Genomic DNA, 25,606 nt, shown 5'->3' on the forward strand with positions numbered 1-25,606 from the left:
TACCGCACATTCCTTCTGCGCAAGCAGCTATGACATTGATAGCAAATAAAACGGTTGCCGTGGTTGACTACGGCATGGGCAACCTGTTCTCCGTCTCCCAGGCCGTGATGCACGTGGCGGCCTCCAGTGGCTACCAGGTGGTAGTCACCTCTAAACCGGAAGAAGTTTTCGCCGCCGAGCGTGTGGTCCTGCCCGGCCAGGGCGCCATGCGCGACTGCATGCGCGAGCTGCACGACTCCGGCCTCAGAGAAGCGGTGCTGGACGCCGCCCGCAACAAGCCCCTGATGGGCGTGTGCGTAGGCATGCAAATGCTGCTCGACCACAGCGAAGAGCAAGACACCCCCGGCCTGGGCTTGATACCCGGCCGTGTGCTGCGTTTTGACCTCGAAGGCCGCTTGCAAGCGGACGGCAGCCGCTTCAAAGTACCGCAAATGGGCTGGAACCAGGTACAGCAGCAAAGCCCTGGTGGCAAGCGCCATGCCGTCTGGGGTGAGGTGCCGGATAACAGTTACTTCTATTTCGTCCACAGTTTTTATGTCAAACCGTCGGATGCGCACCACAGCGCAGGCCTGGCGGAGTACGGCGAGCCGTTCACTGCGGCCGTCGCGCGTGATAATATTTTCGCAACCCAATTCCACCCAGAGAAAAGTGCTGAGCACGGCTTAGCGCTGTACCGCAACTTCTTGCACTGGGCCCCTTAATCTCTCTTTCTCCACTTGCTGTTCACGGCACCATGCTTCTCATTCCTGCGATAGATCTGAAAGACGGCCATTGCGTGCGCCTCAAACAAGGCGACATGGACCAAACCACCACATTCGGCGAAGATCCCGCCGCAATGGCCCGTAGCTGGGTGGACAAGGGCGCGCGGCGCCTGCACCTGGTGGATCTGAATGGCGCGTTCGCGGGCAAGCCCAAGAACGAAATGGCCATTCGCAAGATCCTGAAAGAAGTGGGTGGCGAGATCGACGTGCAGCTGGGTGGCGGCATCCGCGATCTGGACACCATCGAGCGCTACCTGGACGCCGGCTTGCGCTACGTCATCATCGGTACGGCCGCCGTGAAGAACCCTGGTTTTCTGCAAGATGCCTGCACCGCGTTTGGCGGCCACATCATCGTGGGCCTGGACGCCAAGGACGGCAAGGTCGCCACCGACGGCTGGAGCAAGCTCACCGGCCACGAGGTCGTGGACCTGGCCAAGAAGTTCCAGGACTACGGCGTCGAATCCTTCATCTACACCGACATCGGCCGCGACGGCATGCTGACCGGCATCAATATCGAAGCCACGGTCAAGCTGGCCCAGGCTTTGAACACGCCGGTGATCGCATCCGGCGGCCTGAGCAACATCACGGACATTGAGCGTCTGTGTGAAGTCGAAGACGAAGGCATTGAAGGCGTGATCTGTGGCCGTGCCATCTACACCGGCGACCTGGATTTTGCTTCCGCCCAAGAGCGCGCCGACACCTTCTACGGCGATGTCTGATCTGCAGATCAGCGCCGAGACCTTCCACAACCAGCCCTGCCTACGTCTGCGCCACAGCAGTGGCGACAGCGTGCTGGTCGCTTTGCACGGTGCGCACGTGCTGTCGTGGACCAGTGGTGGAGTAGAGCGCCTGTACCTCAGCCCGCGTTCGGTGTTCGATGGCAAGACCGCCATCCGCGGCGGTGTGCCCGTATGCTTCCCCCAGTTCAATATGCGCGGCCCGCTGCCCAAGCACGGCTTTGCCCGCAACACTGCCTGGACGCCGGTTGCACAGACCGTGGACGCGCTGGAGCTGGAGCTGCACAGCGATGCGGACACGCAAGCCATTTGGCCCCATGCCTTCCGTGCCACGCTTCGCGTCGATTTAGCGCCGGGCGTGGTGGAGTTCGGCTTTAGCTTGCAGAACCTGGGCAGCACGCCGCTGGACTTCGCCCTGGCTCTGCACACTTACCTCAACGTGCAGGACCTGGCTGGCTTGCGTCTGCAAGGCCTGGCCGCCCAGCCCTACTGGGACGACGTGGCAAAGACCAACCGGCTGGAGCCTGGCGTGGTCAGTTTTGACGGCGAGGTGGACCGCGTCTACCAAACGCCCGCAGAGCCCCTGGTGCTGGTGGACGGCACGCAGCAGCTGCGCATCGCCCAGAGCGAGAACCTGGCGGATACCGTGGTCTGGAACCCGGGTGCTGCGAAATGCGCCACCATGGCCGATATGCCGGCCGACGGCTATTTGCACATGGTGTGCGTGGAGGCCGCCGAGGTCAACGCGCCGGTGCAGCTGGAGCCCGGTGCCGAGTGGACCGGCTGGCAGCGCCTGAGCCTTGATTAACCTGTTTTTGTTGTTCTGTTGGAGTCGCCATGCTGGCCAAACGCATCATCCCTTGCCTGGACGTGACCGGTGGTCGGGTCGTCAAAGGCGTTAATTTCGTGGAGTTGCGTGACGCGGGCGACCCGGTGGAAATCGCCGCCCGCTACAACGAGCAGGGCGCTGACGAATTGACCTTCCTGGACATCACCGCCACCAGCGATGGCCGTGATTTGATCCTGCACATCATTGAAGCTGTGGCTTCGCAGGTCTTCATTCCCTTGACCGTTGGCGGTGGCGTGCGCACCGTGGAAGACGTGCGCCGACTGCTAAATTCTGGTGCCGACAAAGTCAGCTTCAATTCTGCCGCCATCGCCAATCCGGACGTGATTGACGCTGCCTCCGCCAAGTACGGTGCCCAAGCTATCGTCGTGGCCATCGACGCCAAGCGCCGAAGCGCGGAAGACGCAGCCACCCGTGGCCCCGGCTGGGATGTGTACAGCCATGGCGGCCGCAAGAACATGGGCCTGGACGCGGTGGCCTGGGCGACCGAGATGGCGCGCCGTGGTGCGGGCGAAATCCTGCTCACTAGCATGGACCGCGACGGCACCAAATCCGGTTTCGACCTGGCCCTGACCCGCGCCGTCAGCGACGCCGTCAGCGTGCCGGTGATCGCTTCCGGCGGTGTGGGCAACCTGGACCACCTGGCTGACGGCGTGAGCCTGGGCGGTGCCGATGCCGTATTGGCGGCCAGCATCTTTCACTACGGCGAATACACCGTGGGCCAGGCCAAGGCGCGCATGGCCGAGCGGGGCATTCCGGTTCGCATCGCTTAGAGTTTTAAGCCATAAAAAAAGCCGCTAGCGCAGAAACCATCTGCGCTAGCGGCTATTCTTTTTGTAGCACCGAGTTTTTTACTCGACGTTCTGCACCTGCTCGCGCATCTGCTCGATCAGCACCTTCATATCCACGGAAATCTTGGTCAACTCCAGTGCGGCAGACTTGCTGCCCATGGTGTTGGCTTCGCGGTGCAGCTCCTGGATCAGGAAGTCCATGCGCTTGCCGACTTCGCCGCCTTTTTTAAGGATGCGTTCCATCTCGTCCAGGTGCGAATGCAGGCGGGTCAGTTCCTCGGCCACATCGATGCGGATGGCAAAAGAGGTGGCTTCGGTCAGTGCTCGGTCTTGCGCAGCCTCGGGTAGGGTGGCGCCGTCGGTCAGTGCCATGGCTTCCTTCCAGCGTTCCAGGAAACGCTGGCGCTGTTGCTCCACCAGCTGCGGCACCAGGGGCACGGCTTTCTGGGCCAGGGCGCGCAGCTGGGTGATGTGCCCTTTGAGCATGGTGGCGAGCCGGTCGCCCTCGCGCTGACGGGCTTCTACCAGCGCAGCCAGTACGGTGTCGGACAGAGTCAGTAGGTCGTCGGCCCAGTCGTGGGCCGGGCCTTGTTCGCCGGAAGCCAGGCGGATCACGTCGGCCACGCTGAGCGGCGCTGCCTGGGGCAGCCAGGCCTTGACCGAGTCCTGCAGCGAATTTACGCGCTGCATCAAGCGCGGCGACGGGTCGGGCAGGCTGCCGCTGGCGGTGTTTTCGATGGCAGCGCGTACTTCTACCTTGCCGCGTTTGAGCTTGGCCATGACACGCTCACGCAGTGCGGGTTCATGGCTGCGCAGCTCGTCGGGCAGCTTGAAGGTCAGGTCGAGAAAGCGGCTGTTGACCGAGCGGATTTCCAGCCCCAGGCGCCGCGCGGAGCTGCTTTTGGATTCGGATTCTGGGGTGTTGGCGGCGCTGCTGTGCTGGGCACTGGCGTAGCCGGTCATGCTGTAAACTGGCATTAGATGGTACTTATCGTTGCAATGGCCCGAGAATAACTGGGTTACGTTGCAGAGCCGCTCTCCCCACCAAATTTATGTCCAAGATTAAACCTGCCACGCTACCGCCAGGCACTGTTGTAGGGGGTTACCGGATTGTCCGGCGCCTGTCCTCCGGTGGCTTTGGGGTGGTGTACCTGGCTGGTGACAACGAAGGCGGGCAGGTGGCTTTGAAGGAGTACCTGCCTTCGTCTTTGGCGACCCGTGCTGCTGGTGAGCTGTTGCCCCAGGTTCCGCCCGAAAAGCTGTCGCTCTACCGCCTGGGCCTGAAGAGCTTTTTCGAAGAAGGCCGCTCGCTGGCGCAGATTTCCCACCCCTCGGTGGTCAGCGTGCTGAATTTCTTCCGCGAGAACGAAACCGTCTACATGGTGATGAACTACCTGGAGGGCGCGACCCTGCAGGACTTCATCATCACCTCGCGCGACCTGCGCAAGCAGAAGGTGTTCCGCGAATCCACCATCCGCAGCCTGTTTGACGAGATCCTGCGCGGCCTGCGCATCGTGCACCAGCACAAGATGCTGCACTTGGACATCAAGCCGGCGAATATTTTCATCACCGACGACAACAAGGCGGTGCTGATTGACTTCGGTGCGGCCCGCGAGGTGCTGAACAAGGAAGGCAACTTCATCCGCCCCATGTACACCCCCGGCTTTGCCGCCCCCGAGATGTACCGGCGCGATGCGTCCATGGGCCCGTGGACCGACATCTACGCCATTGGCGCCTGCATCTATGCCTGCATGCAGGGCTACCCGCCCAACGAGGCGCCGCAGCGCCTGGAAAAAGACCGGCTGGCCTTGGCTCTGTCGCGCCTGCGCGGCGTCTACTCCGACAACCTGATCGAAGTGGTGGAGTGGTGCATGTCGGTAGACCCGCTGTCGCGTCCGCAGTCGGTGTTTGCGCTGCAAAAAGAGCTCAGCCGCGAAGGCGAGCGCCGCTATACCAAGCTGTCCGTGGCTGAAAAGCTGCGCCTGCAGTTCGACACCCTGGTGTCTGACACCAAAAAGAACGTGCGTGATGCCACCGGCATCGGCGCCACACCCAAGTGAAGTTTTCCGTATTCCAGGTCAGCCGCAAGGGCGGCCGCGCCAAAAATGAAGACCGCATGGGCTATTGCTACACCCGCGAGTCTGGTCTGTTCCTGCTGGCTGACGGCATGGGCGGCCACCCGGAGGGCGAGGTGGCGGCACAGCTGGCCTTGCAGTCCGCCTCTGCGCTGTACCAGAAGCAGGCCCAGCCTTCGCTGCCCAATGTCACCGAATTTTTGACCGCTGCCATTCTTGCTGCGCACGAGCAGATATTGCGTTACGCCGGCCGCAATGGCATGCTGGATTCGCCACGCACCACCTTTGTGGCGGCGGTGGTGCAGGGCAGTACGGCGACCTGGGTGCATTGCGGCGATTCGCGCCTGTATGTGGTGCGCGACGGCCTGTTACTCACCCGCACCCGCGACCACTCCTACGCCGAGCAAAGCCGCTCCGATGGGCGCGCGCCCCCCGGGCCAGTGAACCGCAACGTGCTCTATACCTGTCTGGGCGCCTCGGTGCGGCCGGTATTCGACATCACCGGGCCGATCGTCCTGCACCAGGGCGACAAGATCATGCTGTGCTCGGATGGATTGTGGGATAGCTTGCCGGACGAAGACATCGTGCGCGTTCTCTGCCAGTCACCGGTGTCCGAGGCCGTGCCCGACCTGGTGGAGCAGGCGCTGCGCAAGGCTGGCCCCAGTAGTGACAACGTCACCGTGATGGCGATAGAGTGGGAGACCCCGGACCCTTTTGAGTCCACACGTGGCATTTCCACCGAATCCATACAGGATGGCGTGTTTGCGTCGTCCATCCAGGCCGGCGGACCCGGCAGCGGACTGGATGAGCTGGACGACGCGGCCATAGAACGCTCGATTGCCGAGATCAACGAAGCCATCCGCCGCTCTGCAACGAAGAGGGGCTGATCCGCATGCCGGATGTGGCGCTGGCGGTCGGCCTGGGCCTGCTCCGCTTTACCCCAACTGGAGATTTTGATGACTGAATTTGCCCGTAACGGCGGCCGCGCCGCCGACCAGCTGCGCCCGGTGCGTATCACCCGGGGCTACACCATCCACGCCGAAGGCTCGGTGCTGATCGAGTTTGGTAACACCAAGGTGCTGTGCACCGCCTCGGTCGAAGAAAAAGTCCCCGGCCACAAGAAGGGCAGCGGCGAGGGCTGGGTGACCGCCGAATACGGCATGCTGCCGCGCGCCACCCATAGCCGCAGTGACCGCGAGGCTGCTCGCGGCAAGCAAACCGGCCGCACCCAGGAGATCCAGCGCCTGATCGGCCGATCCCTGCGCGCCGTATTCGACCTGAAGCTGCTGGGCGAGCGCACCATCCACATCGACTGCGATGTACTCCAGGCAGACGGCGGCACCCGCACCGCCGCCATCACCGGCGCGTTTGTGGCAGCGCAGGATGCGGTCAGCACCTTGCTGCAAGCCGGCAAGATCAAGGCTACGCCTATCACCCACAGCGTCGCCGCTATCTCTGTGGGCATTGTGGACGGCACGCCGCTGCTGGACCTGGAATATACCGAAGACTCGGCCTGCGACACCGACATGAATGTGGTGATGACCGGCGCCGGCCATTTCGTCGAAGTGCAGGGCACGGCCGAGGGCGTGGCCTTCACCCGCGCCGAGATGGATGCGCTGCTGGGCCTGGCCGAAAAAGGCATCGTCGAACTGATGGGTTTGCAACAACAGGCGCTATTGAATTAATAGCTGCTTGCGCTGGTAATACCTGCGCTGAAGGCATATTTTTATGAAAATCGTATTGGCATCGAATAACGCGGGCAAGCTGTTTGAACTGCAGGCCCTGTTCGCCCCGCTGGGCGTGGAACTGGTGGCGCAGGGCGCTTTGGGCATTCCCGAGGCGGCAGAGCCCTTCCACACCTTTGTTGAGAATGCTCTGGCCAAGGCCCGGCACGCCGCCGAGCACAGCGGCCTGCCAGCCGTGGCCGACGATGCCGGCCTGTGCGTCGATGCATTCGGCGGCCTGCCCGGCGTGCAGACGGCGTATTACGCCACCCAGTTTGGCTACCCCAAGGGCGACGACAACAATGTGCGGGCCTTGTTGGAGCAGATGCAGGGCATAGACAACCGCCGCGCCGCACTGGTCAGCACCCTGGTGGCCGTACGTTCGCCGCAAGACCCCGAGCCGCTGATCGCAGTGGGCCGCGCTGTCGGCGAGATCACCCGTGCGCCGCAGGGCGAGAACGGCTTTGGCTTCGACCCGGTGATGTTTCTGCCGCAGTTCGGCAAGACCTTTGCTGAGCTGAGCCCCGAGGTGAAGAACGCCAACAGCCACCGCGGCCAGTCGTCGCGCGCCATGCTGGCCTTGATGCGTGAGCGCTGGCTGCCATGAAGGACCTGCAACACTATATGCGCCCCGGCCTGCTGCAGCTGGCCGCGCTGCCGCCGCTTTCGCTCTACGTGCACCTGCCCTGGTGCCTGAAGAAATGCCCGTACTGCGACTTCAACTCGCACGAGCTGCGGGCTGACGGTGCGCAGACCCTGCATCCCGCCGCCAGCCTGGCCGCGCCCGTGCCCACGGCTGAAGTGCCCGAGCAGCGCTATATCGATGCGCTGATGGCCGATTTGGAGGCCTCGCTGCCGCTGATCTGGGGCCGCACGGTGCACAGCATCTTCATCGGTGGTGGCACGCCCAGTCTGTTTTCGCCGCAGGCGATAGACCGGCTGATTGGCGACATCCGCGCCCGGCTGCGGCTGGAGCCGGACTGCGAAATCACCATGGAGGCCAACCCCGGTACCTTCGAGAAAGACCGCTTCCGCGCCTACCGTGGCGCAGGCGTGACGCGTTTGTCGGTCGGCGTGCAGAGCTTCAATGACGCGCATCTGAAGGCCCTGGGCCGCGTGCACGACAGCGCCCAGGCGCTGGCAGCGGTGCAGGAGGCGGCGCAGTCGTTTGATACCTTCAACCTCGACATCATGTACGCACTGCCCGGCCAGACGCTACAAGATTTAGAGCGGGATATGCAGACAGCGCTTGCGCTAGGGCCTAAACACATCTCCATCTACCAGCTGACCATCGAGCCCAATACCTACTTCGCCAAGTTCCCGCCCCAGGTGCCCGAGGACGACCTGGGCTACGACATGCTGGACAAGATCACCGAGATGACCGGGGCCGCCGGCATGTATCGCTACGAAGTCTCGGCCTACGCTCTGCCTGGCCACGCCTGCGTGCACAACCAGAACTACTGGCAGTTTGGCGACTACCTGGGCATTGGCGCGGGCGCGCACAGCAAGCTCAGCTTTGCCCACCGCATCGTGCGCCAGGTGCGCTTTCGCGAACCCAAGCTGTACATGGACAACGCCCTGGCTGGCAATGCCGTGACCCAGGACGAAGACATCGCGCGCGCCGAGCTACCCTTCGAATACATGCTGAACGCCTTGCGCCTGCGCGATGGCTTCGAGCTGCCGCAATTCACCGAGCGCACCGGCCTGCCGCTGACCCGCATCCAGAAGGGCCTGGCCGAGGGCGAGAGCAAGGGCCTGCTGCAGCGGGATGGCGTGCGTGTGTGGCCTACCGAGCGTGGCTTCGACTTCTTGAGCGATTTGCAGGCGCTGTTTCTGGCCGATACGCCTCCAGGGCGCTCTGGGTAAAGTCTTGTGTACTTGGGGTGAGTGCAGGGTAGTTTGCTAGGTGCGCCGATAAAATTGTCTAGACAATTAATCGCGCTGTGTATGTCGCCACCCCGTTGCGGATGGCGCATGCCGCCACCGTTCGAGAGCCCCGCATGCGTACCTCTACCGCTCCCTCTGCATCGAAGTTCGGCACCGTTTTACGGGTGACCAGTGGCAACTTCATGGAGATGTTCGACTTCTTCCTGTTCGGCTTTTACGCCACCTACATCGCCAAGACCTTCTTCCCCGCGGCGGATGAGTTTGCGTCGCTGATGTTCACCTTCATGACCTTTGGCGCGGGCTTTCTGATGCGGCCGCTGGGCGCCATCTTCCTGGGCGCCTATGTGGACCGCGTGGGGCGGCGGCAAGGCCTGATCGTGACCCTGGCGCTGATGGCCACTGGCACGGTGCTGATCGCCTGCGTACCGGGTTATGCCAGCATCGGCTACCTGGCCCCGGCCCTGGTGCTGACCGGGCGCTTGCTGCAGGGCTTCTCGGCGGGTGTGGAGCTGGGCGGCGTGTCGGTCTACCTGGCCGAGATGGCCACGCCGGGCCACAAGGGTTTTTATGTAAGCTGGCAGTCGGCCAGCCAGCAGGTGGCCATCATCGTCGCCGCTGCGCTGGGCTACGCGCTGAACATCTGGCTGACGCCGCTGCAGATTGGCGACTGGGGCTGGCGCGTGCCTTTCTTCGTGGGCTGCATGATCGTGCCTGTGCTGTTTGTGCTGCGCCGCTCGCTGCAGGAAACCGAGGAGTTCAAGCAGCGCAAGCACCGGCCTGACACGCGGGCCATCTTCCGCTCCATGCTGGACAATTGGGGCCTGGTGATCGCCGGCATGATGCTGGTGGCCATGACCACGGTGTCGTTCTACCTGATCACGGTCTACACCCCCACCTTTGGCAAAAGCGTGCTGCACCTGAGCACCACCGACGCGCTGGTGGTGACGCTGTGTGTGGGCATTTCCAACTTCATCTGGCTGCCGGTGATGGGCGCACTGTCGGACCGGATTGGCCGGCGCCCGATTTTGCTGTTCTTCACGGTGCTGACCATCGTTAGTTCTTACCCGGCCATGGCCTGGCTGACGGCCGACCCCAGCTTTTCCAAGATGCTGTCGGTAGAGCTGTGGCTGTCCTTTCTGTACGCCAGCTACAACGGCGCGATGGTGGTGGCGCTGACCGAGGTGATGCCGGTAGAGGTGCGTACCGTGGGTTTTTCGCTGGCCTACAGCCTGGCGACCGCGATCTTTGGCGGCTTCACCCCGGCCATCGCTACAGGCCTGATCGAGGCCACCGGCAACAAGGCCGCGCCGGCCATGTGGATGTCGTTTGCCGCTGTGTGCGGGCTGATCGCCACCCTGGTGTTGTACCGCAAGCGCGCGGTAGCGGAGCTGGCGCACTGATCCGACTTATTCCTTTTCGCCGTGAGGTCCAGGCCCAGGCCTAGCGGCTTAGGGTAGGGGCCGTCGCACCTAGTTGCGGGCGCGGCGCAGGCTGCTCAGGCGCTCGGAGATGCTGTCCAGGTCCAGCGCGTCTTGCGAGCAGATCAGGTACTTTTCCAGATCGACTACGGCCTGGGCGCTGTTGCCCAGTGCGGCATGGGCCAGGCCCCGGTCGCGGTATTCGCTCCAGGCTTCGGGCAGCAGCACGATCAGGCGGTTTTGTACGGCCAGCACGCGCACCCAGTCGCTTTGCGAGGTGTGGATGTCCTTCAGGTTGCGCAGCATGCGGGCCAGGATGTCGCGCGAGGGCGCGGCCTGCAGGTAAAGGCCCAGCGGGGCTTCGAAGTCGTCCACCAGGCCGTTGTGGCGGATGAAGGGTTCCAGCCGCTCGGACAGCTCTTCGCGGCTCAGTGACTGGCCGGTGAACGGGTCCATCACCACCTGGCCCTTGGGTAGGTTGACTTTGACCATGAAGTGGCCGGGGAATGCCACGCCACGCACCGCCAGGCCTATGCCCTGGGCCAGCTCCATCCACAGCACGGCCAGGGAGATGGGGATGCCCCGGCGGGTGCGCAGCACCGCGTTCAGGTAGCTGTTGTCTGGGTCGTAATAGTCGTTGACGTTGCCGCCGAAGTTCAGGTCGCGGTAGAAGAACTGGTTCAGCGAGCGCAGGCGCTGCAGCGGGGCGGAGTCGGGTGGCAGGCGGCGCTTCAAGCGGGCCAGTAGCTGGTCCATATCGCCCAGCACCTGTTCCATGTCCAATTCGGGGTATTCGTCTTGCGCCAAACTGGCCGCCGCCTCGAGCAAGGGCAGCTGTTCGTCGCTTTGCACCAACGAGGCAAAGTATTCAAGTGCGGTGGGTGCTTCGAAGCGGATCTGCATAACGTCTTTGTAGTGGAGCGTGGGGGCGTCGTCAAGCTACGGGACTCAATGCCGCAGAAGTTTACGTATCTTTAAGCCAGATGCCCACAATGCTACGAAATAAATAGCTGCTGATGCAAGTAGTACAAGCGCCAGAAGCCCAATTCGTTCCAATTTTGCGTGCTCGTAATGGGTCCAGGGCACGGCATTCGCCGCCCACAGCAGGAAGATTGCCAGCAAGGCACTTGACGCCAGCACCTGCAGAATGAACTTCCACCAGCCTGGCAGCGGCTGGTAGCTGCCGCGCTGGCGCAGCCCAATCAGCAGCCAGCAGGCGTTCACCATCGCGCCCAGGCCGACCGACAGGGTCAGCGCCGCGTGCTGGAATACCGGCACCAGTACGAAGTTGAAGACCTGGGTTATCACCAGCACCGCCACCGCAATGCGGGCCGGCGTTTTCATATTGTGGCTGGCATAAAAGCCGGGGGCCAGCACCTTGATGGCCACCACGCCCAGCAGCCCCACGCCCCAGCCCATCAGCGCGCGGGCGGTCTGTTCCACATCGCTTTCGGCAAACACGCCGTAATGGAAGATAACGGCCACCAGCGGCGTGGCAAAGGTCAGTAGCGCCACCGAGCAGGGTACGGCCAGCAGCACCACCAGGCGCAGGCCCCAGTCCAGCATGGCGGAGTATTGTTTGGGGTCGTTGGCCGCGCGGGCACCGGCCAGCTGCGGCATCAGCACCACGCCCAGGGCCACGCCCAGCATGGCGGTGGGGAATTCCATCAAGCGGTCGGCGCCGCTGATCCAGCTCACGCTGCCAGGGGCCAGGCGCGAGGCGATCTGGGTGTTGATGAAGATGGAAATCTGCGCCACGCCGACGCCCAGTAACGCCGGTACCATCAGTTTTGCTACATTTTTAGTAGCTTCGTCCGCCCAAGCGGTGCGCACGGCAGCCCAGCTGATCCCTATGTTGGGAAACAGGCCCAGCCGTTTCAGGGCGGGAATTTGCACGCCCAGCTGCAGCAGGCCGCCCAGCATCACGCCGATGATTTGCGCGTAAATGGGTTCTATGCCGTGGCTGCGGAACCAGGGCGTGCCCCAGAAGGTTGCGGCAATCATGGCGATGTTCAGCAGCACTGGCGTGGCGGCGGGCACAGCGAAGATGCGCCAGGTATTCAGAATGCCCGAGGCCATGGACACCAGCGAAATGAACAGGATGTAGGGGAACATCCAGCGCGTCATCACGGTGGCTGCCGCGTAGGCCTGCGGTTCTTGCTGCAGGCCGCCGGCCATGCCCCACACCAGCAGCGGCGCCCCTGTAACGCCCAGCACACAGGTGATGGCCAGCACCCAGGTTAGCAAGGTGGCTACGTGGTCTATCAGTTGCTTGGTGGCATCCAGCCCATGGGTGGCCTTGCTGGCCGCCAGCACCGGCACAAAGGCCTGGCTGAATGCGCCTTCGCCAAACAGGCGGCGGAACAGGTTGGGAATGCGGAACGCCACGTAGAACGCGTCGGTCATGGCGTTGGCGCCAAAGGTGGCGGCAAACAGCTGGTCGCGGACCAGGCCGCCCACGCGGGAGGCCAGGGTCAGCAGGGATATGGTGGATGCAGATTTGAAGAGGCTCACCCGTTGAGTGTAGCCCGCCAGCCTCGGTGTGCAGGTGCCTGCTATAATCGTGGGCTTTGCTGGCAACATCCTCTAACACCTAAGGAATCATATTATGGCAACCAAGCCTAAGAAAAAGAACCCCCGCCTGGCCTCCGGCCGCAAGCGCGTCCGCCAGGACATCAAGATCAACGCTGCGAACACCTCGCTGCGTTCCAAATACCGTACCGCTGTGAAGAACGTTGAAAAAGCCGTTCTCGCTGGCGACAAGACCAAAGCCACCGAACTGTTTGCCAAGATGCAAGCTGTGGTGGACACGGTTGCCGACAAGGGCATCTTCCACAAGAACAAGGCAGCTCGCGATAAGAGCCGCCTGAGCACCAAGGTGAAGGCGCTGGGCGCCGCACCTGTAGCCGCTTAATTTATTAAGCAAACCGCCCGGACTGCTTAGCGCGAGCTAGTTAGTCCGCCGTTTTGTGGGTGCGCTGCCAGCACAGCAAAAAACCGCCAGAGCGCAAGCTCTGGCGGTTTTTTCGTTATGGGGCCGGGTTTGTTTGGTGTTGCCAGCCCCTGGTTAGGGGGGGCGGTGCCTTATTTGGACGTGGCGTCGGGGATCAGGCAGGCCTCAGCCACTTGCAGGCCGTTGTCGCGTGCGAAGTTGATGGCGAAGTCCCAGGCCATCACGTCGTAGTCGCGCAGTTCGTGGTTCAGGATCACGCACTTGATGCCGTTGATGGTGGTGGGCACGCACCAGGGGGAATAGCTGAGGTGGCTGCCGGGCTGGGCGCCACCGGGGCGAAACTGGCTCAATACGCCGGCCAGGCGCTCGGCCCAGTCACTGGGGCGGAAGGCTTTTCCGTTGCTCGTGACACCTTGGATAAAGACTTCTTTGGCAGCGTTGGAAACCATCAGGTGGGGCTTTTGAGTAGGGGTTTGGTGCATCCCAGATGGGAGTTCTGCGAGGCAGCAATGGACCGAATCATAGCGGCAATAGGCCTGTCTGCGGTGCTTTGTTGCAGCGCACAAGAATTGTATCTTATATAAGACTCAGGTCTTTTTGTGGGGGCTTGCTGGGGGCGTAAAGCATTGCAGTAATGCGCAATTGTCAAAAAACCTTGCAATCTCTGCGCCTAAAATTGCGTTTCAGCGGTTCTGTTGACCCTGAATCCCCGTTTATTTTGGAGAACTGCATGACCGCTTTCATTGAGGCTTCCTCACCCCACACCATGAACACCTATGGCCGACTGCCGATTGCGCTGTCGCATGGCCAAGGTGTGCGTGTGTGGGACGTGAACGGCAAGTCTTACCTGGATGGTCTGGGCGGCATCGCGGTCAACACCCTGGGCCACAACCACCCCAAGCTGGTGCCGGCCCTGCAGGACCAGATCGGCAAGATCATCCATAGCTGCAACTATTACCACATACCTAACCAGGAAAAACTGGCCGCTAAGCTGGTGGAACTGTCGGGCATGACCAACGTATTCTTCTGCTGCACCGGCCTGGAAGCCAACGAAGCCGCCCTGAAGCTGGCGCGCAAGTTCGGCCACGACAAGGGCATTGAACGCCCAGAGATCGTGGTCTATGAAAAGGCCTTCCATGGCCGCAGCATCGCCACGCTCAGCGCCACCGGTAACGAGAAGATCCAGAAGGGCTTTGGCCCCATGGTTGAAGGCTTCATCCGCGTGCCGCTGAACGATATCGAGGCCTTGAAGAAGGCGACCGAGGGCAACCCCAATGTGACGGCGGTGTTCTTCGAGACCATCCAGGGCGAGGGCGGTGTGAACCCGATGCGCGTCGAATACCTGCAACAGGTGCGCAAGCTCTGCGATGAGCGCGACTGGCTGCTGATGATCGACGAAGTGCAGTGCGGCATGGGCCGTACCGGCAAATGGTTTGCCCACCAGTGGGCGGGCATCAAGCCCGACGTGATGCCGCTGGCCAAGGGCTTGGGCTCGGGCGTTCCGGTGGGTGCGGTTGTCGCTGGCCCCAAGGCCGCCAACATCTTCCAGCCGGGCAACCACGGCACCACCTTTGGCGGCAACCCGCTGGCCATGCGCGCCGGGGTGGAAACCATACGCATCATGGAAGAAGAAGGCCTGCTGGAGAACGCGGCCACCGTCGGTGAGCACCTGCAAGCTGCGTTACGCCGTGAATTGGCGGGCGTGGAAGGCTTCGTGGAAGTGCGCGGTCAGGGCCTGATGATTGGCGTGCAACTGGCCCGTCCCTGTGGCGTGCTGGCCCAGCGAGCGGTAGATGCAGGCCTGCTGATCAGCGTCACGGCCGACAGCGTGATCCGTTTGGTGCCCCCTCTGATCATGACGGCCGCCGAGGCCGACGAGCTGGTCGGCATTCTGTGTCCCTTGGTCAAGCAATTTTTGGCAGAACCCGTATGAAGCATTACCTGCAATTCAGCGACTTCACCGCCGAGGAATACGCCTACCTGTTTGAGCGCGCGGCGCTGATCAAGAAGAAGTTCAAGTCCTACGAAAAACACCATTCCCTGGTGGACCGTACGCTGGCCATGATTTTCGAAAAAGCCTCGACACGCACCCGCGTGAGCTTCGAAGCCGGCATGTACCAGCTGGGCGGCAGCGTGGTGCACTTGACCACGGGCGACAGCCAGCTGGGCCGCGCCGAGCCTATCGAAGACAGCGCCAAGGTCATCAGCCGCATGGTCGATCTGGTGATGATCCGCACCTTCGAGCAGACCAAGATTGAACGATTTGCCGAGCATTCGCGCGTGCCGGTCATCAACGGCCTGACCAACGAGTTCCACCCCTGCCAGATCCTGGCCGACATCTTTACCTACATCGAGCAGCGCGGCAGCATCGCCGGCAAGACGGTGGCCTGGGTGGGCGACGGCAACAACATGGCCAACACCTGGCTGCAGGCCAGCGAGATTCTGGGCTTTACCGTGCACGTCAGCACGCCCAGCGGCTACGAGGTGGACCAGTCCGTGGCCGGCCTGCGTTCCGGCGACAGCTACAAGGTCTTCAAGAACCCCATGCAGGCCTGCGCCGGTGCTGATCTGGTCACCACAGATGTGTGGACCAGCATGGGCTACGAGGCCGAGAACGAGGCGCGCAGACTAGCCTTTGCCGACTGGTGCGTGGATACCGAAATGATGCGCGCCGCCAAGCCGGACGCACTGTTCATGCACTGCCTGCCCGCCCATCGCGGCGAAGAGGTCGAGGCCGACGTCATTGACGGCCCGCAGTCGGTGGTATGGGACGAGGCCGAGAACCGCATGCACGTACAAAAGGCGCTCATGGAGTACCTGCTGCTCGGACGGGTGGCATAAGTTGCAAGCCACCTGGCCGACAGGCTGGGTGCTATTTATTTCATAGCTTCTCGCGCAGAGAATACCTGCGCCAGAGGCTATTTTTGTATATGAATAGACCTGCTGGCACAGCAGCGTTCGCGCGCCACGGCCTGCCCATGTGGCCCGGGTTTCAGAATTTACAGGCTGTTGGAAATAACCGACACCACGCGGTTTTTAGCGGTGATACCTTCGCCGCACTATGCAAAACCTCTGGGATATTTCACCCCCCGTAGCCCCTGGCAGCCCGGTGTTTCCGGGTGATACGCCGTACCAACAGCAGTGGACGGCGACCATCTCGCCGGCTTGCCCGGTCAACGTCAGCGCGCTGACCCTTTCGCCCCACGTCGGCGCCCACGCCGATGCGCCGCTGCATTACGACCCGCAGGGCCAGGCAATCGGCGCGGTCGATCTCACACCCTACCTGGGCCCGTGCCGTGTCATCCACTGCATTGGCCGTGGCCCGCTGGTGCTGTGGGAGCATCTGGCCCATGCCGTGCACGACCTGCCGCCCCGTGTGTTGGTGCGTACCTACCAGCACATGCCGGTGGACCGCTGGGACGGCGACCTGGCTGCCTATGCCCCCGACACCGTAGAGCGCCTGGCCGCTCTGGGCGTGACGCTGATCGGCATCGACACCGCCAGCATCGACCCGGCCAGCAGCAAGACCTTGGACAGCCACCAGACCATTCGCCGCCTGAACCTGCGCGTACTGGAAAACCTGGTGCTCGACGCCGTACCCGAGGGCGACTACGAACTCATCGCCCTGCCGCTGAAGTTGATGACCGCAGACGCTTCCCCCGTGCGCGCCGTGCTGCGCTCACTTTGACCCCGCTTTGAATTTGAAAAGGAAGAACTGTGACCACTTTGCATGACTGTTTGCGCCTGGATGCGCTGGACCCGCTGGCGCCGCTGCGCGCCCATTTCAGCCTGCCGCCCGGCGTGATTTACCTGGATGGCAACTCGCTGGGCGTGCTGCCCGCAGCCACCGCCGCCCGTGTCGCCCAGGTGGTGACGCAGGAGTGGGGCACCGACCTGATCAAGTCCTGGAACAGCGCCGGCTGGTTCGACCTGCCGCAGCGCCTGGGCAACCAGATTGCGCCGCTGATTGGCGCGGGCCAGGGCGAGGTGGTCGCTACCGATAGCACCTCGGTGAACCTGTTCAAGGTGTTGACCGCCGCGCTGAACATGGCCGCTGCTGATGCGCCGCAGCGCAAGCTGGTGGTTAGCGAGCGCAGCAACTTCCCTACCGATCTGTACATCGCCGAATCGCTATGCCGCCAGCACGGCTTCACGCTGCAACTGGTCGAGCCCGAGGAGATCGCTGCCGCCTTGACCCCGCAGGTCGCGGTGCTGATGCTGACCCATGTGAACTACCGCACCGGTGCCATGCATGATATGCCAGCCGTCACCCAAGCCGCCCACGACGCTGGCGCGCTGATGCTGTGGGACTTGGCGCACAGTGCGGGCGCAGTGCCGGTGAATTTGACTGGTGCCAAGGCCGACTTCGCGGTTGGCTGCGGCTACAAATACCTGAACGGTGGCCCCGGCGCGCCGGCATTTGTATGGGTGAACCCTGCGCATGCAGAGCGCTTCTGGCAGCCGCTGGCTGGCTGGTGGGGTCATGCCACGCCGTTTGAATTCACCCCCGACTACCGGCCCGCACCCGGCGTGACGCGCTACTTGTGCGGCACCCAGCCCATGATCAGCCTGGCGGCGCTGGAATGCGGGCTGGATGTGTTCGACGCGGCCGGCCGCATCGTGCCAAACCAGGGCGCCATGCAGACCCTGCGCCAGAAGTCGTTGGCACTGACCGATTTGTTCATTGAACTGGTAGAGCAGCGCTGCGCCGGCTACGGGCTGGGCCTGGCCACCCCGCGCGAGCATGCCAAACGGGGTTCGCAGGTCTGCCTGAGCAAGGCCGACGGTGCCTACGCCATCGTGCAGGCGCTGATCGCGCGCGGCGTGATTGGCGACTATCGCGCCGGCAATGGTGCGCAGCACCCGGACATCCTGCGTTTTGGCTTCACGCCGCTGTACCTGGGCTATGAGGACGTATGGAACGCGGTGGACCAGTTGCAGCAGGTGCTGGAGAGCGAGGAGTGGCGCCAGCCTGAGTTCAACCAGAAGCACGCGGTGACCTGAGATGGGCTGCCCCATGAACTCTGGCGAAAACATCGTGCAGGAAGAAAAGGCCCAACTGGACTTCAGCCAGTCTATGAGCTACGGCGACTACCTGCAGCTGGATGCGGTGCTGGGCGCCCAAAAGCCTTTGTCGCCGGCGCACGACGAGATGCTGTTCATCGTCCAGCACCAGACCAGCGAGCTGTGGATGAAGCTGATGCTGCACGAGCTGCATGCGGCCATGCGCTGCGTGGCGGCAGACGATCTGCACAGCGCCTTCAAGATGCTGGCACGCGTGTCCAAGATCATGGCCCAGCTGGTGCATGCCTGGGATGTGCTGGCCACCATGACGCCGCCCGAGTACAGCGCCATGCGGCCCTACCTGGCCAGCTCCAGCGGCTTCCAGAGTGCGCAGTACCGCTGTATCGAGTTTGCGCTGGGCAACAAGAATGCGGCCATGCTCAAGCCGCATGCGCACCGGCCAGATTTGTTGGCGCTGGTGCAGGCGGCATACGAGGCGCCTTCGCTGTACGACGAGTCGCTGCGCCTGATGGCCCGGCGCGGCCTAGCCATCCCGGCCAGTCACTTGCAGCGCGACTGGACCCAGCCCTATGTGGCCGACGCAGCCGTGGAGCAGGCCTGGCTGGTGGCCTACCGCGACCCGCGTGAGCACTGGGACATTTACCAACTGGGCGAGAAGCTGACCGATCTGGAAGATGCGTTCCGCCTTTGGCGCTTCCGCCACGTCACCACGGTGGAGCGGGTGATTGGCTTCAAGCGTGGCACGGGCGGCACCGGTGGCGTGAGCTATCTGCGCAAGATGCTGGATGTGGTGCTGTTCCCCGAGATTTGGACACTGCGCACCAACTTGTAAGCTTTTTAGGGCGCTGGCGCAGATAATACCTGCGCTGGCAGCTATGAAGTTTGTAGCGGTTACGGGGTGGGCGGCGTGTAGCCGTACAGCCAGGGCTGGTCCATCAGCCGTTCACCGCCCAGCTGCATGGCGCGATTTCGGCCCCAGCGCACCAGGCCGGTGGCGTGGAATATCTGACCGTTGCGCACGGCCCGGGCCTGGACCTTGGCATTGCGCTGCCAGCGCTGTTGCGCATAGTGTTGCAGCGCCTGCGGGATAGGCTGGCCCGAGCCCAGCGCGGCTGCTAGCGCGGCCGCATCTTCAATCGCCATACCCGCGCCTTGGGCCAGGTAGGGCCGCATGGGGTGTGCGGCATCGCCCAACAATGCCACCCGGCCTTGCGCATGCTGGTGGGCTCCGGCCATGGGTGGGCGGTCGCACAGCACCCACAGGCGCCAGCCGTCTATGGCTTGCACCAGGTCTTGCAGCGGCGCGCAGGCGTGCATCAGCTTGGCGCGCAGGTCGGCGGCGTTGGCGCTGTGGTCCCATTGCTCCAGGCTGTCGGCAGGCCCCGGCCAGGGACTTTGCACAATGGCCACTACATTCAGCCATTCACCCCGGCGCACGGGGTACTGCACCACGTGCAGCTTGTCACCCAGCCAGGCGGTAACCTGCTGTGAGCGCAGCTGGGCTGGCAGCTGGGCCTGCGGCACCAGCGCACGGTAGGCCAGGTGGCCGGTGGCGCGCGGTGGGCCGTCTTGTAGCAGCCACTGGCGCACAGGGCTCCACAGGCCATCGGCGCCGACCAGTACATCACCGGAATGCCCGTTGCTGGCAGAGTCGGCGTGCTCTGCCCAGCGTACCTGTACGCCGTCGTCGTTCTGCTGGAACTGCTTGAGGGTGTGGTGCGTGTGTAGCTCTGCGCTGGTTTGCTGTTGTACCGCCGTGTGCAGCACGGTATGCAGGTCGGCGCGGTGTACCGTGGCGTAAGGGGCGCCGTAGCGCTGCTGCATGGCCCGTCCTAGCGATAAAACGCCTAGCTCCGCGCCGTTGCGTACATCGCGGGCCTGCAGTCGGTGCGGGAAAGCGACCACGCCCTGCAGAGCCGTGTCCAGTCCCCATTGGTTGAGCTGGCGTACGACGTTAGGGCCAATCTGTATGCCGGCACCGACTTCGCTAAATGTGCTGGCACGCTCAAATAAGCTGACTTTGTGTCCGGCAAGGCTGCAAGCCAGTGCAGCCGCCATTCCTCCGATGCCGCCGCCGGCAACCACTACATGTGTATCCATATGGTTGGATTTTGCCGTGTGTAGGCGTGCATTCCTCTGAAGGGATGAAAGCCGTGAGTTTCAGCGCGGCAATAGGGTCTCTGTTACATCCGGCGTTGAATCGATCTGTATCAAAAAAAGCCCATAATGGAGAATACGTAGCAAGAGAGGGCAGCTTTGTGATCACCGAAAAATCGATGAAAGTATGCTGTAAAGCTAATAAGAATAACCCCGTAGTTCAAGACATTCGATGAATTTCCCCCTGCAGAATGGCCAGCAAACCACGTTTGCGCCGGCTTTGGTGTCCCCTGTGCAAAATTGCGTGTCCCGCCACAGACCAGGGGGCAGCTGCGTGTTGTTAACGGGGGGCGGTCGTGATTAAACTTTTTAACCATTACCTGCATAAACAAACACTTTTGCAGATATTTTTTGACCTGGCTCTGGTAATCGCAGCAGTTCTGGCCGTTGTGGTTTGGCGGGGTGAGGATCTGACTTCGGTTGTGGCCCTGCTTGGGCAGGCCAGTCTGCTGTCACTGGGCATGCTGGTCATTAATTCGGCCCTGGGCTTTTACCAACGCATCCATAACCGCTCACTGAACCAGTCGCGCGCACGGGCCATGCTATCCCTGGTATTTGCCGTGCCGTTGACGTTCGCGGTCTTTTCCTTGTTCCCAGGTAGCCTGGCAAGCCGTGAAAACCTGGCCATGGCGGCCATGGCTGGTTTCGTTATTGTGCTCTTGCACCGGGTCTACGTAGCCCATTCCACCCCCCAGTCCATGATGCGCCACCGTGTGCTGGTATTCGGCACGGGGCCGCGGGCGGCATTGGTGGGTAAGACGCTGAAGAATGAAGATCCCCATGTGGATGTGGTGGGCTACTACGCCAGCCCTAATGAAGCGGAGTCCGAGGTGTCGGCCTGGGGAATTTTGTCCAAGCACAAATCCTTGACCGATACGGCCCTGGAGCTGGAGGTCGACGAGATCGTGGTGGCACTGGTGGAGCGCCGGGGTGGCAGCATGCCTTTGCGCGAGCTGCTGGATTGCAAGTTGCACGGCGTGCGGGTGGTGGACGTGGCCACGCATTTTGAGAAAACCAAGGGCCAGATTCGCCTGGATTCCGTCAACGCCGGATGGCTGATTTTTGGGGACGGCTTCAGCCAAGGTGGCCTGCGCTCGGTGGTGAAGCGCCTATTTGATATTTTCAGTGCCCTGGTGCTGATTTTGCTGACCTTGCCGATCATGCTGGTCACCATGCTACTCGTGATGCTGGAGAGTCCGGGGCCGATTTTCTACCGGCAGGAGCGTGTGGGCTTCAATGGCCGCTTGTTCAATGTCATCAAGTTCCGCAGTATGCGCACCGACGCAGAGAAAGACGGTACCCCGCGCTGGGCCGCAGCCGGGGACGACCGTGTCACCAAGGTGGGCAAGTTCATCCGCAAGGTGCGCATCGACGAGCTGCCGCAGCTGTTCTGTGTGCTGAACGGTGACATGAGCATGGTCGGCCCCAGGCCGGAGCGGCCTTACTTTGTGGACCAGTTGACGCGTCAGATTCCTTACTATGCCGTGCGCCAAAGCGTCAAGCCTGGCGTGACGGGCTGGGCCCAGGTCCGTTACCACTACGGCTCCACTCTGGAAGACTCGGCTGAAAAGTTGTAGTACGACCTGTACTACGTCAAGAACCACTCGCTGTTCCTTGATATTGTTATTCTTTTCGAAACCGTAGGCGTGGTGTTGCTGGCAAAAGGCGCCCGCTGAACCATAAGCGCCTGCTGCTGCGCTTGCCCACTGTACCCAGCGTTTCTTTGCATGGATAGCCAAACCACTACGTTGACCTCCCTGGGCTATGCAATGGCTGCAGTGGTGTACTCGGCTTTCTGCTTGCGCCTGCTGGGCCTGGGTTACTGGCGTGCTCCTCGCAATGCATCCTCGGTCTATCTGATGTCCGCCGTCGGCTTCACGGCGGTGTGGGGCTGGCTACTGTTTGCATTACGCTGGTACCCGCAGGCTGTGTGGCAGCTATTGGGCGGCTCGGCTGACGTGGCTCGTTACGCCTGCTGGTTCGGGTTCATGTTGTCGCTTTGCCGCGCCAACCGTGAAGATCGATATCCTCCGGGCATGGGCTGGATGCCATGGGTGACTCTGGCAACCTTGTGCTTCGCTGTTGCCGCACCGCTACTGCTGGCGTTCCAGGTCACTTATTTCGGAGATGCGGTTTGGTTGTATCTGATGGCGGCAACCGCCTTGCCGGTGATGGGGCTGGTGTTGTTGGAGCAGGTCTATAGCAACGTCAGCGAGGATTCGCGCTGGAACATCAAGCCACTGAGCCTGGGGATTGCAGGCATTTTCTTGTTCGACCTGTACCTGTATTCCCAGGCCGTGTTATTCAAACGCATTGACGCCGATGCGCTCAGCGTCCGGGGTGCAGTGCATGGGCTGATGGTGCTGCTGCTGCTGCTCTCTACTCTGCGACGTAGCGACTGGATCGCGAATATCCGGGTTTCGCAAAAGGCTGCTTTTCATTCCGCCACTTTGCTGGTGGCGGGCGCCTATTTGATCTTTATCTCGGCGGTGGGCTACTACGTACGCTACTTTGGCGGCGAGTGGGGCCGCGCTTTGCAGCAGGGGCTAGTTTTTTCTGCGTTGATTGCGCTTCTGGTGCTGACTCTGTCGGGGGCATTCCGGGCGAAGTTAAGAGTGTTTGTGGGTAAGCACTTTTTCCGTTACCGCTACGACTACCGGGAAGAGTGGCTCAAGTTCACCCAAACCCTGTCAAGCAACCAATCGCCGAACGACATGGGCCAGCAGGTGGTGCGGGCACTTGCGGACATGTTGGAAAGCCCAGGCGGTAGCTTGTGGATGAAGAGCGGCAGCGAAGCTGCATTCCGCCAGACGGCCTGCTGGAACTTGGCGTCCAGCCCGGTCAAGGAAGAGGCGGAGTCTTCTTTTTGCCAGTTCCTGGCCAGCAGCGGTTGGGTGATCAATCTGGAAGAGTTTCGTACATATTCCAAACGCTATGGCGATTTGACATTGCCAGCCTGGTTGCAGGAATTACCGCAAGCCTGGCTGATCGTGCCCTTGACCGCAGGGGGGGAAATGATTGGTTTTGTGGTGCTGGCCAGCGCGCGAACCAATATCGACGTCAACTGGGAGGTCAACGATTTGCTGAAAACCGCTGGTCGTCAGGCGGCCAGCTACCTGGCACAGATGCGTGCTACGGAAGCCTTGTTGGAGGTGCGCAAGTTTGACGCCTTCAACCGAATGTCGGCTTTTGTGGTTCACGACCTCAAAAATATTGTTACCCAGCTGTCCTTGATGCTGAAGAATGCCAAGCGCCTGCACGACAACCCTGAGTTTCAGCAGGACATGCTCATGACGGTGGAGAATTCATTAGACAGAATGCGCCAGCTAATGCTCCAATTGCGCGAAGGTGCTACGCCTCCGGGAACGGTTGTGGGGGTGGATCTGGCAGTCATTGTTCAGCGCATTGCATCTGCAGCACTCAAGCGTGGCCGGCAGTTGGAGATGGAGCAGATAGACAAGGTTGTTACGCGTGGTCACGAAGAGCGCTTGGAGCGCATCATCGGGCATGTGGTGCAAAACGCTTTCGACGCCACAGACCCATCAGGCCGGGTATGGGTGAAGCTAGACCGCGCTAGCGGCCAGGCACGGGTAGAAATTGGCGATACGGGCCACGGCATGTCGGAAGAGTTTGTGCAAGAACGGCTCTTCAAGCCATTTCAAACAACCAAACAGGCGGGCATGGGCATTGGCGCGTATGAAAGCTTTCAGTATGTACAGGAATTGGGGGGGAAGATTTTGGTAAGCAGCGCGCAAAACAAAGGAACGCTTGTGACAATTTTGTTGCCGTTGTTCGAGGTGCATCAAGGCTCAGATCTGCACGACATGGGGGCGATATGAGTAGTGAGAACGCCCGTTCCCTGTTGATTGTGGAGGACGACCTTGCTCTGCAGAAGCAGATCAAGTGGTCTGTGGACAAGTTTGAGTCAGTCACCGCAAATGACCGAGATACTGCCCTGGTGCAGTTGCGCAGGCACAGCCCGGCCGTGGTCACCATGGATCTGGGGTTGCCGCCCGATGCTGACGGCGTGAGCGAGGGCTTTAAATTGCTGGAGCAAATTCTGGCGGTTGAGCCCGACACCAAGGTCATCGTTTTGACCGGACAGAATGACCAGGCCAACGCGCTGCGGGCGGTTGCATTGGGCGCTTACGATTTCTTTGCCAAACCGTTTGAGCCCGAGCTTCTGAATTTAACGATCGATCGTGCTTTTCGCATGTTCGAACTACAAAAAGAAAACCGCCGTTTGCAGGAGATGTACCAGCCCGACGCCTTGGCTGGTCTGGTCACGCGTGATCCCGAGATGCTGCGCGTATGCCGCACCATTGAGAAGGTAGCCAACACCACCGCCACTGTCATGCTGCTTGGTGAAAGTGGTACCGGCAAAGAGGTGCTGGCACGTGGACTGCACCAGGCATCGCAGCGCAAGGGCGAGAAGTTTGTCGCCATTAACTGTGCGGCCATTCCTGAGAACCTGCTGGAGAGCGAGTTATTTGGCTACGAAAAAGGCGCGTTCACCGGTGCAGCCAAGACCACGCTCGGAAAAATTGAGACGGCCAATGGCGGCACCTTGATGCTGGATGAAATCGGGGACTTGCCCTTTTCCCTGCAGGCTAAGTTATTGCGTTTTATCCAGGAGCGAACCATTGAACGGGTCGGCGGGCGCCAAGAGATTCCTGTTGACGTCCGGATAGTCTGCGCGACCCACCAGGATTTGAAAGCCTTGAGCAAAGAATCTCGTTTCAGAGAGGATTTGTATTACAGACTGGCTGAAATTGTCATCAATATTCCGCCATTGCGTGCCCGTAATGGCGATGCAGCTTTGTTGGCGTATTCTTTTGTGCGTAGGTTTGCGCGTGAGCAAAATCGCGGATCTTTGAATTTGAGCGAAGAATGCGTACGGGTTATAGAGAACCACACATGGCCAGGGAATATTAGAGAGTTGGAGAACTGTATTAAACGTGCAGTAATTATGGCGGATGGCAACAAGATTACGCCGGAAGATGTCGGGCTCGAATCTGTTGTGTCTGAAGCTGCAGATGATTCTTTGGATTTGCGGGCTGTGCGCGAAAGTGCGGAGAAAAATGCAATTATTTCGGCTTTGGGGCGCGTAAATGGAAATATCGTGAAGGCCGCAGAATTACTGGGTGTGAGTCGGCCAACCTTGTACGATATTATGCATCGGCTTGGATTGAAGTAGAAATGCATGCATTTTGATTTTATTTGGATGTAAC

General features: G+C 61.4%; 24 protein-coding genes. 19 read left to right on the plus strand and 5 right to left on the minus strand.

The window, feature by feature from the left end; genetic code table 11:
* The first annotated feature begins 29 nt into the window (after window positions 1-29).
* Genes hisH through hisF form a run of 4 tightly spaced genes read left to right on the plus strand, consistent with a single transcriptional unit; the run spans window position 30 to window position 3,118 of the window.
* A complete protein-coding gene (gene hisH / locus AC4BBN_RS14620) occupies window positions 30-701 on the plus strand; it encodes an imidazole glycerol phosphate synthase subunit HisH (RefSeq protein ID WP_490592694.1) in 672 nt (223 codons plus the stop codon).
* 32 nt (window positions 702-733) lie between these two features.
* On the plus strand, window positions 734-1,480 hold the full coding sequence (gene hisA, locus AC4BBN_RS14625) for a 1-(5-phosphoribosyl)-5-[(5-phosphoribosylamino)methylideneamino]imidazole-4-carboxamide isomerase (protein ID WP_116603995.1): 747 nt from the start codon (window positions 734-736) through the stop codon (window positions 1,478-1,480).
* Window positions 1,473-2,306: a D-hexose-6-phosphate mutarotase gene (locus AC4BBN_RS14630; RefSeq protein ID WP_490592695.1), complete on the plus strand. Its 834-nt coding sequence runs from the start codon at window positions 1,473-1,475 to the stop codon at window positions 2,304-2,306. The genes hisA and AC4BBN_RS14630 overlap by 8 nt, the downstream gene beginning before the upstream one ends.
* Window positions 2,307-2,335: 29 nt before the next feature.
* Entirely contained in the window at window positions 2,336-3,118 is a 783-nt protein-coding gene (hisF, locus tag AC4BBN_RS14635) for an imidazole glycerol phosphate synthase subunit HisF (protein ID WP_490592696.1), read from the plus strand.
* 78 nt (window positions 3,119-3,196) lie between these two features.
* On the opposite strand, the gene AC4BBN_RS14640 is transcribed toward hisF, so the two are convergent.
* Window positions 3,197-4,114: a YicC/YloC family endoribonuclease gene (locus AC4BBN_RS14640; protein WP_490592697.1), complete on the minus strand. Its 918-nt coding sequence runs from the start codon at window positions 4,112-4,114 to the stop codon at window positions 3,197-3,199.
* A gap of 74 nt (window positions 4,115-4,188) precedes the next feature.
* Here AC4BBN_RS14640 and AC4BBN_RS14645 point away from each other — a divergent pair, with 74 nt between their 5' ends.
* The 6 genes from AC4BBN_RS14645 (at window position 4,189) to AC4BBN_RS14670 (ending at window position 10,222) form a co-directional block, all read left to right on the plus strand.
* Complete coding sequence (locus AC4BBN_RS14645) at window positions 4,189-5,196, plus strand: serine/threonine protein kinase (protein WP_490592698.1); 1,008 nt, start codon at window positions 4,189-4,191, stop codon at window positions 5,194-5,196.
* Window positions 5,193-6,098, plus strand: a complete 906-nt coding sequence (locus AC4BBN_RS14650) for a PP2C family protein-serine/threonine phosphatase (RefSeq protein ID WP_490592699.1) — start codon at window positions 5,193-5,195, stop codon at window positions 6,096-6,098. Before AC4BBN_RS14645 ends, AC4BBN_RS14650 begins: the two co-directional genes overlap by 4 nt.
* Window positions 6,099-6,167: 69 nt before the next feature.
* A complete protein-coding gene (rph, locus tag AC4BBN_RS14655) occupies window positions 6,168-6,896 on the plus strand; it encodes a ribonuclease PH (protein WP_490592700.1) in 729 nt (242 codons plus the stop codon).
* A 43-nt stretch (window positions 6,897-6,939) separates the two neighbouring features.
* On the plus strand, window positions 6,940-7,542 hold the full coding sequence (gene rdgB / locus AC4BBN_RS14660) for an RdgB/HAM1 family non-canonical purine NTP pyrophosphatase (RefSeq protein WP_490592701.1): 603 nt from the start codon (window positions 6,940-6,942) through the stop codon (window positions 7,540-7,542).
* A complete protein-coding gene (gene hemW / locus AC4BBN_RS14665; RefSeq protein WP_490592702.1) occupies window positions 7,539-8,801 on the plus strand; it encodes a radical SAM family heme chaperone HemW in 1,263 nt (420 codons plus the stop codon). Before rdgB ends, hemW begins: the two co-directional genes overlap by 4 nt.
* A gap of 134 nt (window positions 8,802-8,935) precedes the next feature.
* The gene (locus AC4BBN_RS14670; protein ID WP_490592703.1) at window positions 8,936-10,222 is read left to right on the plus strand and encodes an MFS transporter; all 1,287 of its coding nucleotides are present in this window, start codon (window positions 8,936-8,938) and stop codon (window positions 10,220-10,222) included.
* 69 nt (window positions 10,223-10,291) lie between these two features.
* On the opposite strand, the gene AC4BBN_RS14675 is transcribed toward AC4BBN_RS14670, so the two are convergent.
* Together AC4BBN_RS14675 and murJ are read right to left on the minus strand one after the other, a co-directional pair.
* Complete coding sequence (locus AC4BBN_RS14675) at window positions 10,292-11,143, minus strand: SirB1 family protein (protein WP_490592704.1); 852 nt, start codon at window positions 11,141-11,143, stop codon at window positions 10,292-10,294.
* A 45-nt stretch (window positions 11,144-11,188) separates the two neighbouring features.
* Entirely contained in the window at window positions 11,189-12,754 is a 1,566-nt protein-coding gene (gene murJ / locus AC4BBN_RS14680; RefSeq protein ID WP_490592705.1) for a murein biosynthesis integral membrane protein MurJ, read from the minus strand.
* A 94-nt stretch (window positions 12,755-12,848) separates the two neighbouring features.
* Here murJ and rpsT point away from each other — a divergent pair, with 94 nt between their 5' ends.
* On the plus strand, window positions 12,849-13,154 hold the full coding sequence (rpsT, locus tag AC4BBN_RS14685) for a 30S ribosomal protein S20 (protein WP_490592706.1): 306 nt from the start codon (window positions 12,849-12,851) through the stop codon (window positions 13,152-13,154).
* Window positions 13,155-13,324: 170 nt separating this feature from the next.
* Here the strand turns inward: rpsT and AC4BBN_RS14690 are convergent, their stop codons facing one another.
* A complete protein-coding gene (locus tag AC4BBN_RS14690; protein ID WP_490592707.1) occupies window positions 13,325-13,642 on the minus strand; it encodes a DUF3579 domain-containing protein in 318 nt (105 codons plus the stop codon).
* A 281-nt stretch (window positions 13,643-13,923) separates the two neighbouring features.
* Here AC4BBN_RS14690 and AC4BBN_RS14695 point away from each other — a divergent pair, with 281 nt between their 5' ends.
* The 5 genes from AC4BBN_RS14695 (at window position 13,924) to kynA (ending at window position 19,050) form a co-directional block, all read left to right on the plus strand.
* Window positions 13,924-15,126, plus strand: coding sequence for an aspartate aminotransferase family protein (locus AC4BBN_RS14695; RefSeq protein ID WP_490592708.1), 1,203 nt, complete (start codon window positions 13,924-13,926; stop codon window positions 15,124-15,126).
* On the plus strand, window positions 15,123-16,034 hold the full coding sequence (argF, locus tag AC4BBN_RS14700; protein WP_490592709.1) for an ornithine carbamoyltransferase: 912 nt from the start codon (window positions 15,123-15,125) through the stop codon (window positions 16,032-16,034). Before AC4BBN_RS14695 ends, argF begins: the two co-directional genes overlap by 4 nt.
* A gap of 220 nt (window positions 16,035-16,254) precedes the next feature.
* Window positions 16,255-16,881: an arylformamidase gene (gene kynB / locus AC4BBN_RS14705; RefSeq protein WP_490592710.1), complete on the plus strand. Its 627-nt coding sequence runs from the start codon at window positions 16,255-16,257 to the stop codon at window positions 16,879-16,881.
* Between the two features lie 29 nt (window positions 16,882-16,910).
* The gene (gene kynU / locus AC4BBN_RS14710; RefSeq protein ID WP_490592711.1) at window positions 16,911-18,197 is read left to right on the plus strand and encodes a kynureninase; all 1,287 of its coding nucleotides are present in this window, start codon (window positions 16,911-16,913) and stop codon (window positions 18,195-18,197) included.
* A gap of 13 nt (window positions 18,198-18,210) precedes the next feature.
* Window positions 18,211-19,050 carry a tryptophan 2,3-dioxygenase gene (gene kynA / locus AC4BBN_RS14715; RefSeq protein WP_490592712.1) on the plus strand — a complete coding sequence of 280 codons (840 nt, stop codon included), beginning with the start codon at window positions 18,211-18,213 and terminating at the stop codon, window positions 19,048-19,050.
* A gap of 59 nt (window positions 19,051-19,109) precedes the next feature.
* On the opposite strand, the gene AC4BBN_RS14720 is transcribed toward kynA, so the two are convergent.
* Window positions 19,110-20,318 carry an FAD-dependent monooxygenase gene (locus AC4BBN_RS14720; RefSeq protein ID WP_490592713.1) on the minus strand — a complete coding sequence of 403 codons (1,209 nt, stop codon included), beginning with the start codon at window positions 20,316-20,318 and terminating at the stop codon, window positions 19,110-19,112.
* 353 nt (window positions 20,319-20,671) lie between these two features.
* On the opposite strand from AC4BBN_RS14720, the gene AC4BBN_RS14725 reads away from it, so the two are divergent.
* The 3 genes from AC4BBN_RS14725 (at window position 20,672) to prsR (ending at window position 25,572) form a co-directional block, all read left to right on the plus strand.
* Window positions 20,672-21,952: a TIGR03013 family XrtA/PEP-CTERM system glycosyltransferase gene (locus tag AC4BBN_RS14725; RefSeq protein ID WP_490592714.1), complete on the plus strand. Its 1,281-nt coding sequence runs from the start codon at window positions 20,672-20,674 to the stop codon at window positions 21,950-21,952.
* 192 nt (window positions 21,953-22,144) lie between these two features.
* Window positions 22,145-24,214 (plus strand): XrtA/PEP-CTERM system histidine kinase PrsK, encoded by a 2,070-nt coding sequence (gene prsK / locus AC4BBN_RS14730; protein ID WP_490592883.1) that lies wholly within the window; start codon window positions 22,145-22,147, stop codon window positions 24,212-24,214.
* Window positions 24,211-25,572, plus strand: coding sequence for a PEP-CTERM-box response regulator transcription factor (prsR, locus tag AC4BBN_RS14735; RefSeq protein WP_490592715.1), 1,362 nt, complete (start codon window positions 24,211-24,213; stop codon window positions 25,570-25,572). Before prsK ends, prsR begins: the two co-directional genes overlap by 4 nt.
* The last annotated feature ends 34 nt before the right edge of the window (window positions 25,573-25,606 follow it).

The organism is Rhodoferax sp. SPJ21, from assembly GCF_058216335.1.

Coding starts and splice junctions, on each gene's coding strand:
- hisH (WP_490592694.1), top strand. CDS start 30: ATGACATTGATAGCAAATAAAACGGTTGCCGTGGTTGACTACGGCATG.
- hisA (WP_116603995.1), top strand. CDS start 734: ATGCTTCTCATTCCTGCGATAGATCTGAAAGACGGCCATTGCGTGCGC.
- AC4BBN_RS14630 (WP_490592695.1), top strand. CDS start 1,473: ATGTCTGATCTGCAGATCAGCGCCGAGACCTTCCACAACCAGCCCTGC.
- hisF (WP_490592696.1), top strand. CDS start 2,336: ATGCTGGCCAAACGCATCATCCCTTGCCTGGACGTGACCGGTGGTCGG.
- AC4BBN_RS14640 (WP_490592697.1), bottom strand. CDS start 4,114: ATGCCAGTTTACAGCATGACCGGCTACGCCAGTGCCCAGCACAGCAGC.
- AC4BBN_RS14645 (WP_490592698.1), top strand. CDS start 4,189: ATGTCCAAGATTAAACCTGCCACGCTACCGCCAGGCACTGTTGTAGGG.
- rph (WP_490592700.1), top strand. CDS start 6,168: ATGACTGAATTTGCCCGTAACGGCGGCCGCGCCGCCGACCAGCTGCGC.
- rdgB (WP_490592701.1), top strand. CDS start 6,940: ATGAAAATCGTATTGGCATCGAATAACGCGGGCAAGCTGTTTGAACTG.
- hemW (WP_490592702.1), top strand. CDS start 7,539: ATGAAGGACCTGCAACACTATATGCGCCCCGGCCTGCTGCAGCTGGCC.
- AC4BBN_RS14670 (WP_490592703.1), top strand. CDS start 8,936: ATGCGTACCTCTACCGCTCCCTCTGCATCGAAGTTCGGCACCGTTTTA.
- AC4BBN_RS14675 (WP_490592704.1), bottom strand. CDS start 11,143: ATGCAGATCCGCTTCGAAGCACCCACCGCACTTGAATACTTTGCCTCG.
- rpsT (WP_490592706.1), top strand. CDS start 12,849: ATGGCAACCAAGCCTAAGAAAAAGAACCCCCGCCTGGCCTCCGGCCGC.
- AC4BBN_RS14690 (WP_490592707.1), bottom strand. CDS start 13,642: ATGGTTTCCAACGCTGCCAAAGAAGTCTTTATCCAAGGTGTCACGAGC.
- AC4BBN_RS14695 (WP_490592708.1), top strand. CDS start 13,924: ATGACCGCTTTCATTGAGGCTTCCTCACCCCACACCATGAACACCTAT.
- argF (WP_490592709.1), top strand. CDS start 15,123: ATGAAGCATTACCTGCAATTCAGCGACTTCACCGCCGAGGAATACGCC.
- kynB (WP_490592710.1), top strand. CDS start 16,255: ATGCAAAACCTCTGGGATATTTCACCCCCCGTAGCCCCTGGCAGCCCG.
- kynA (WP_490592712.1), top strand. CDS start 18,211: ATGAACTCTGGCGAAAACATCGTGCAGGAAGAAAAGGCCCAACTGGAC.
- AC4BBN_RS14720 (WP_490592713.1), bottom strand. CDS start 20,318: ATGGATACACATGTAGTGGTTGCCGGCGGCGGCATCGGAGGAATGGCG.
- prsK (WP_490592883.1), top strand. CDS start 22,145: ATGGCTGCAGTGGTGTACTCGGCTTTCTGCTTGCGCCTGCTGGGCCTG.
- prsR (WP_490592715.1), top strand. CDS start 24,211: ATGAGTAGTGAGAACGCCCGTTCCCTGTTGATTGTGGAGGACGACCTT.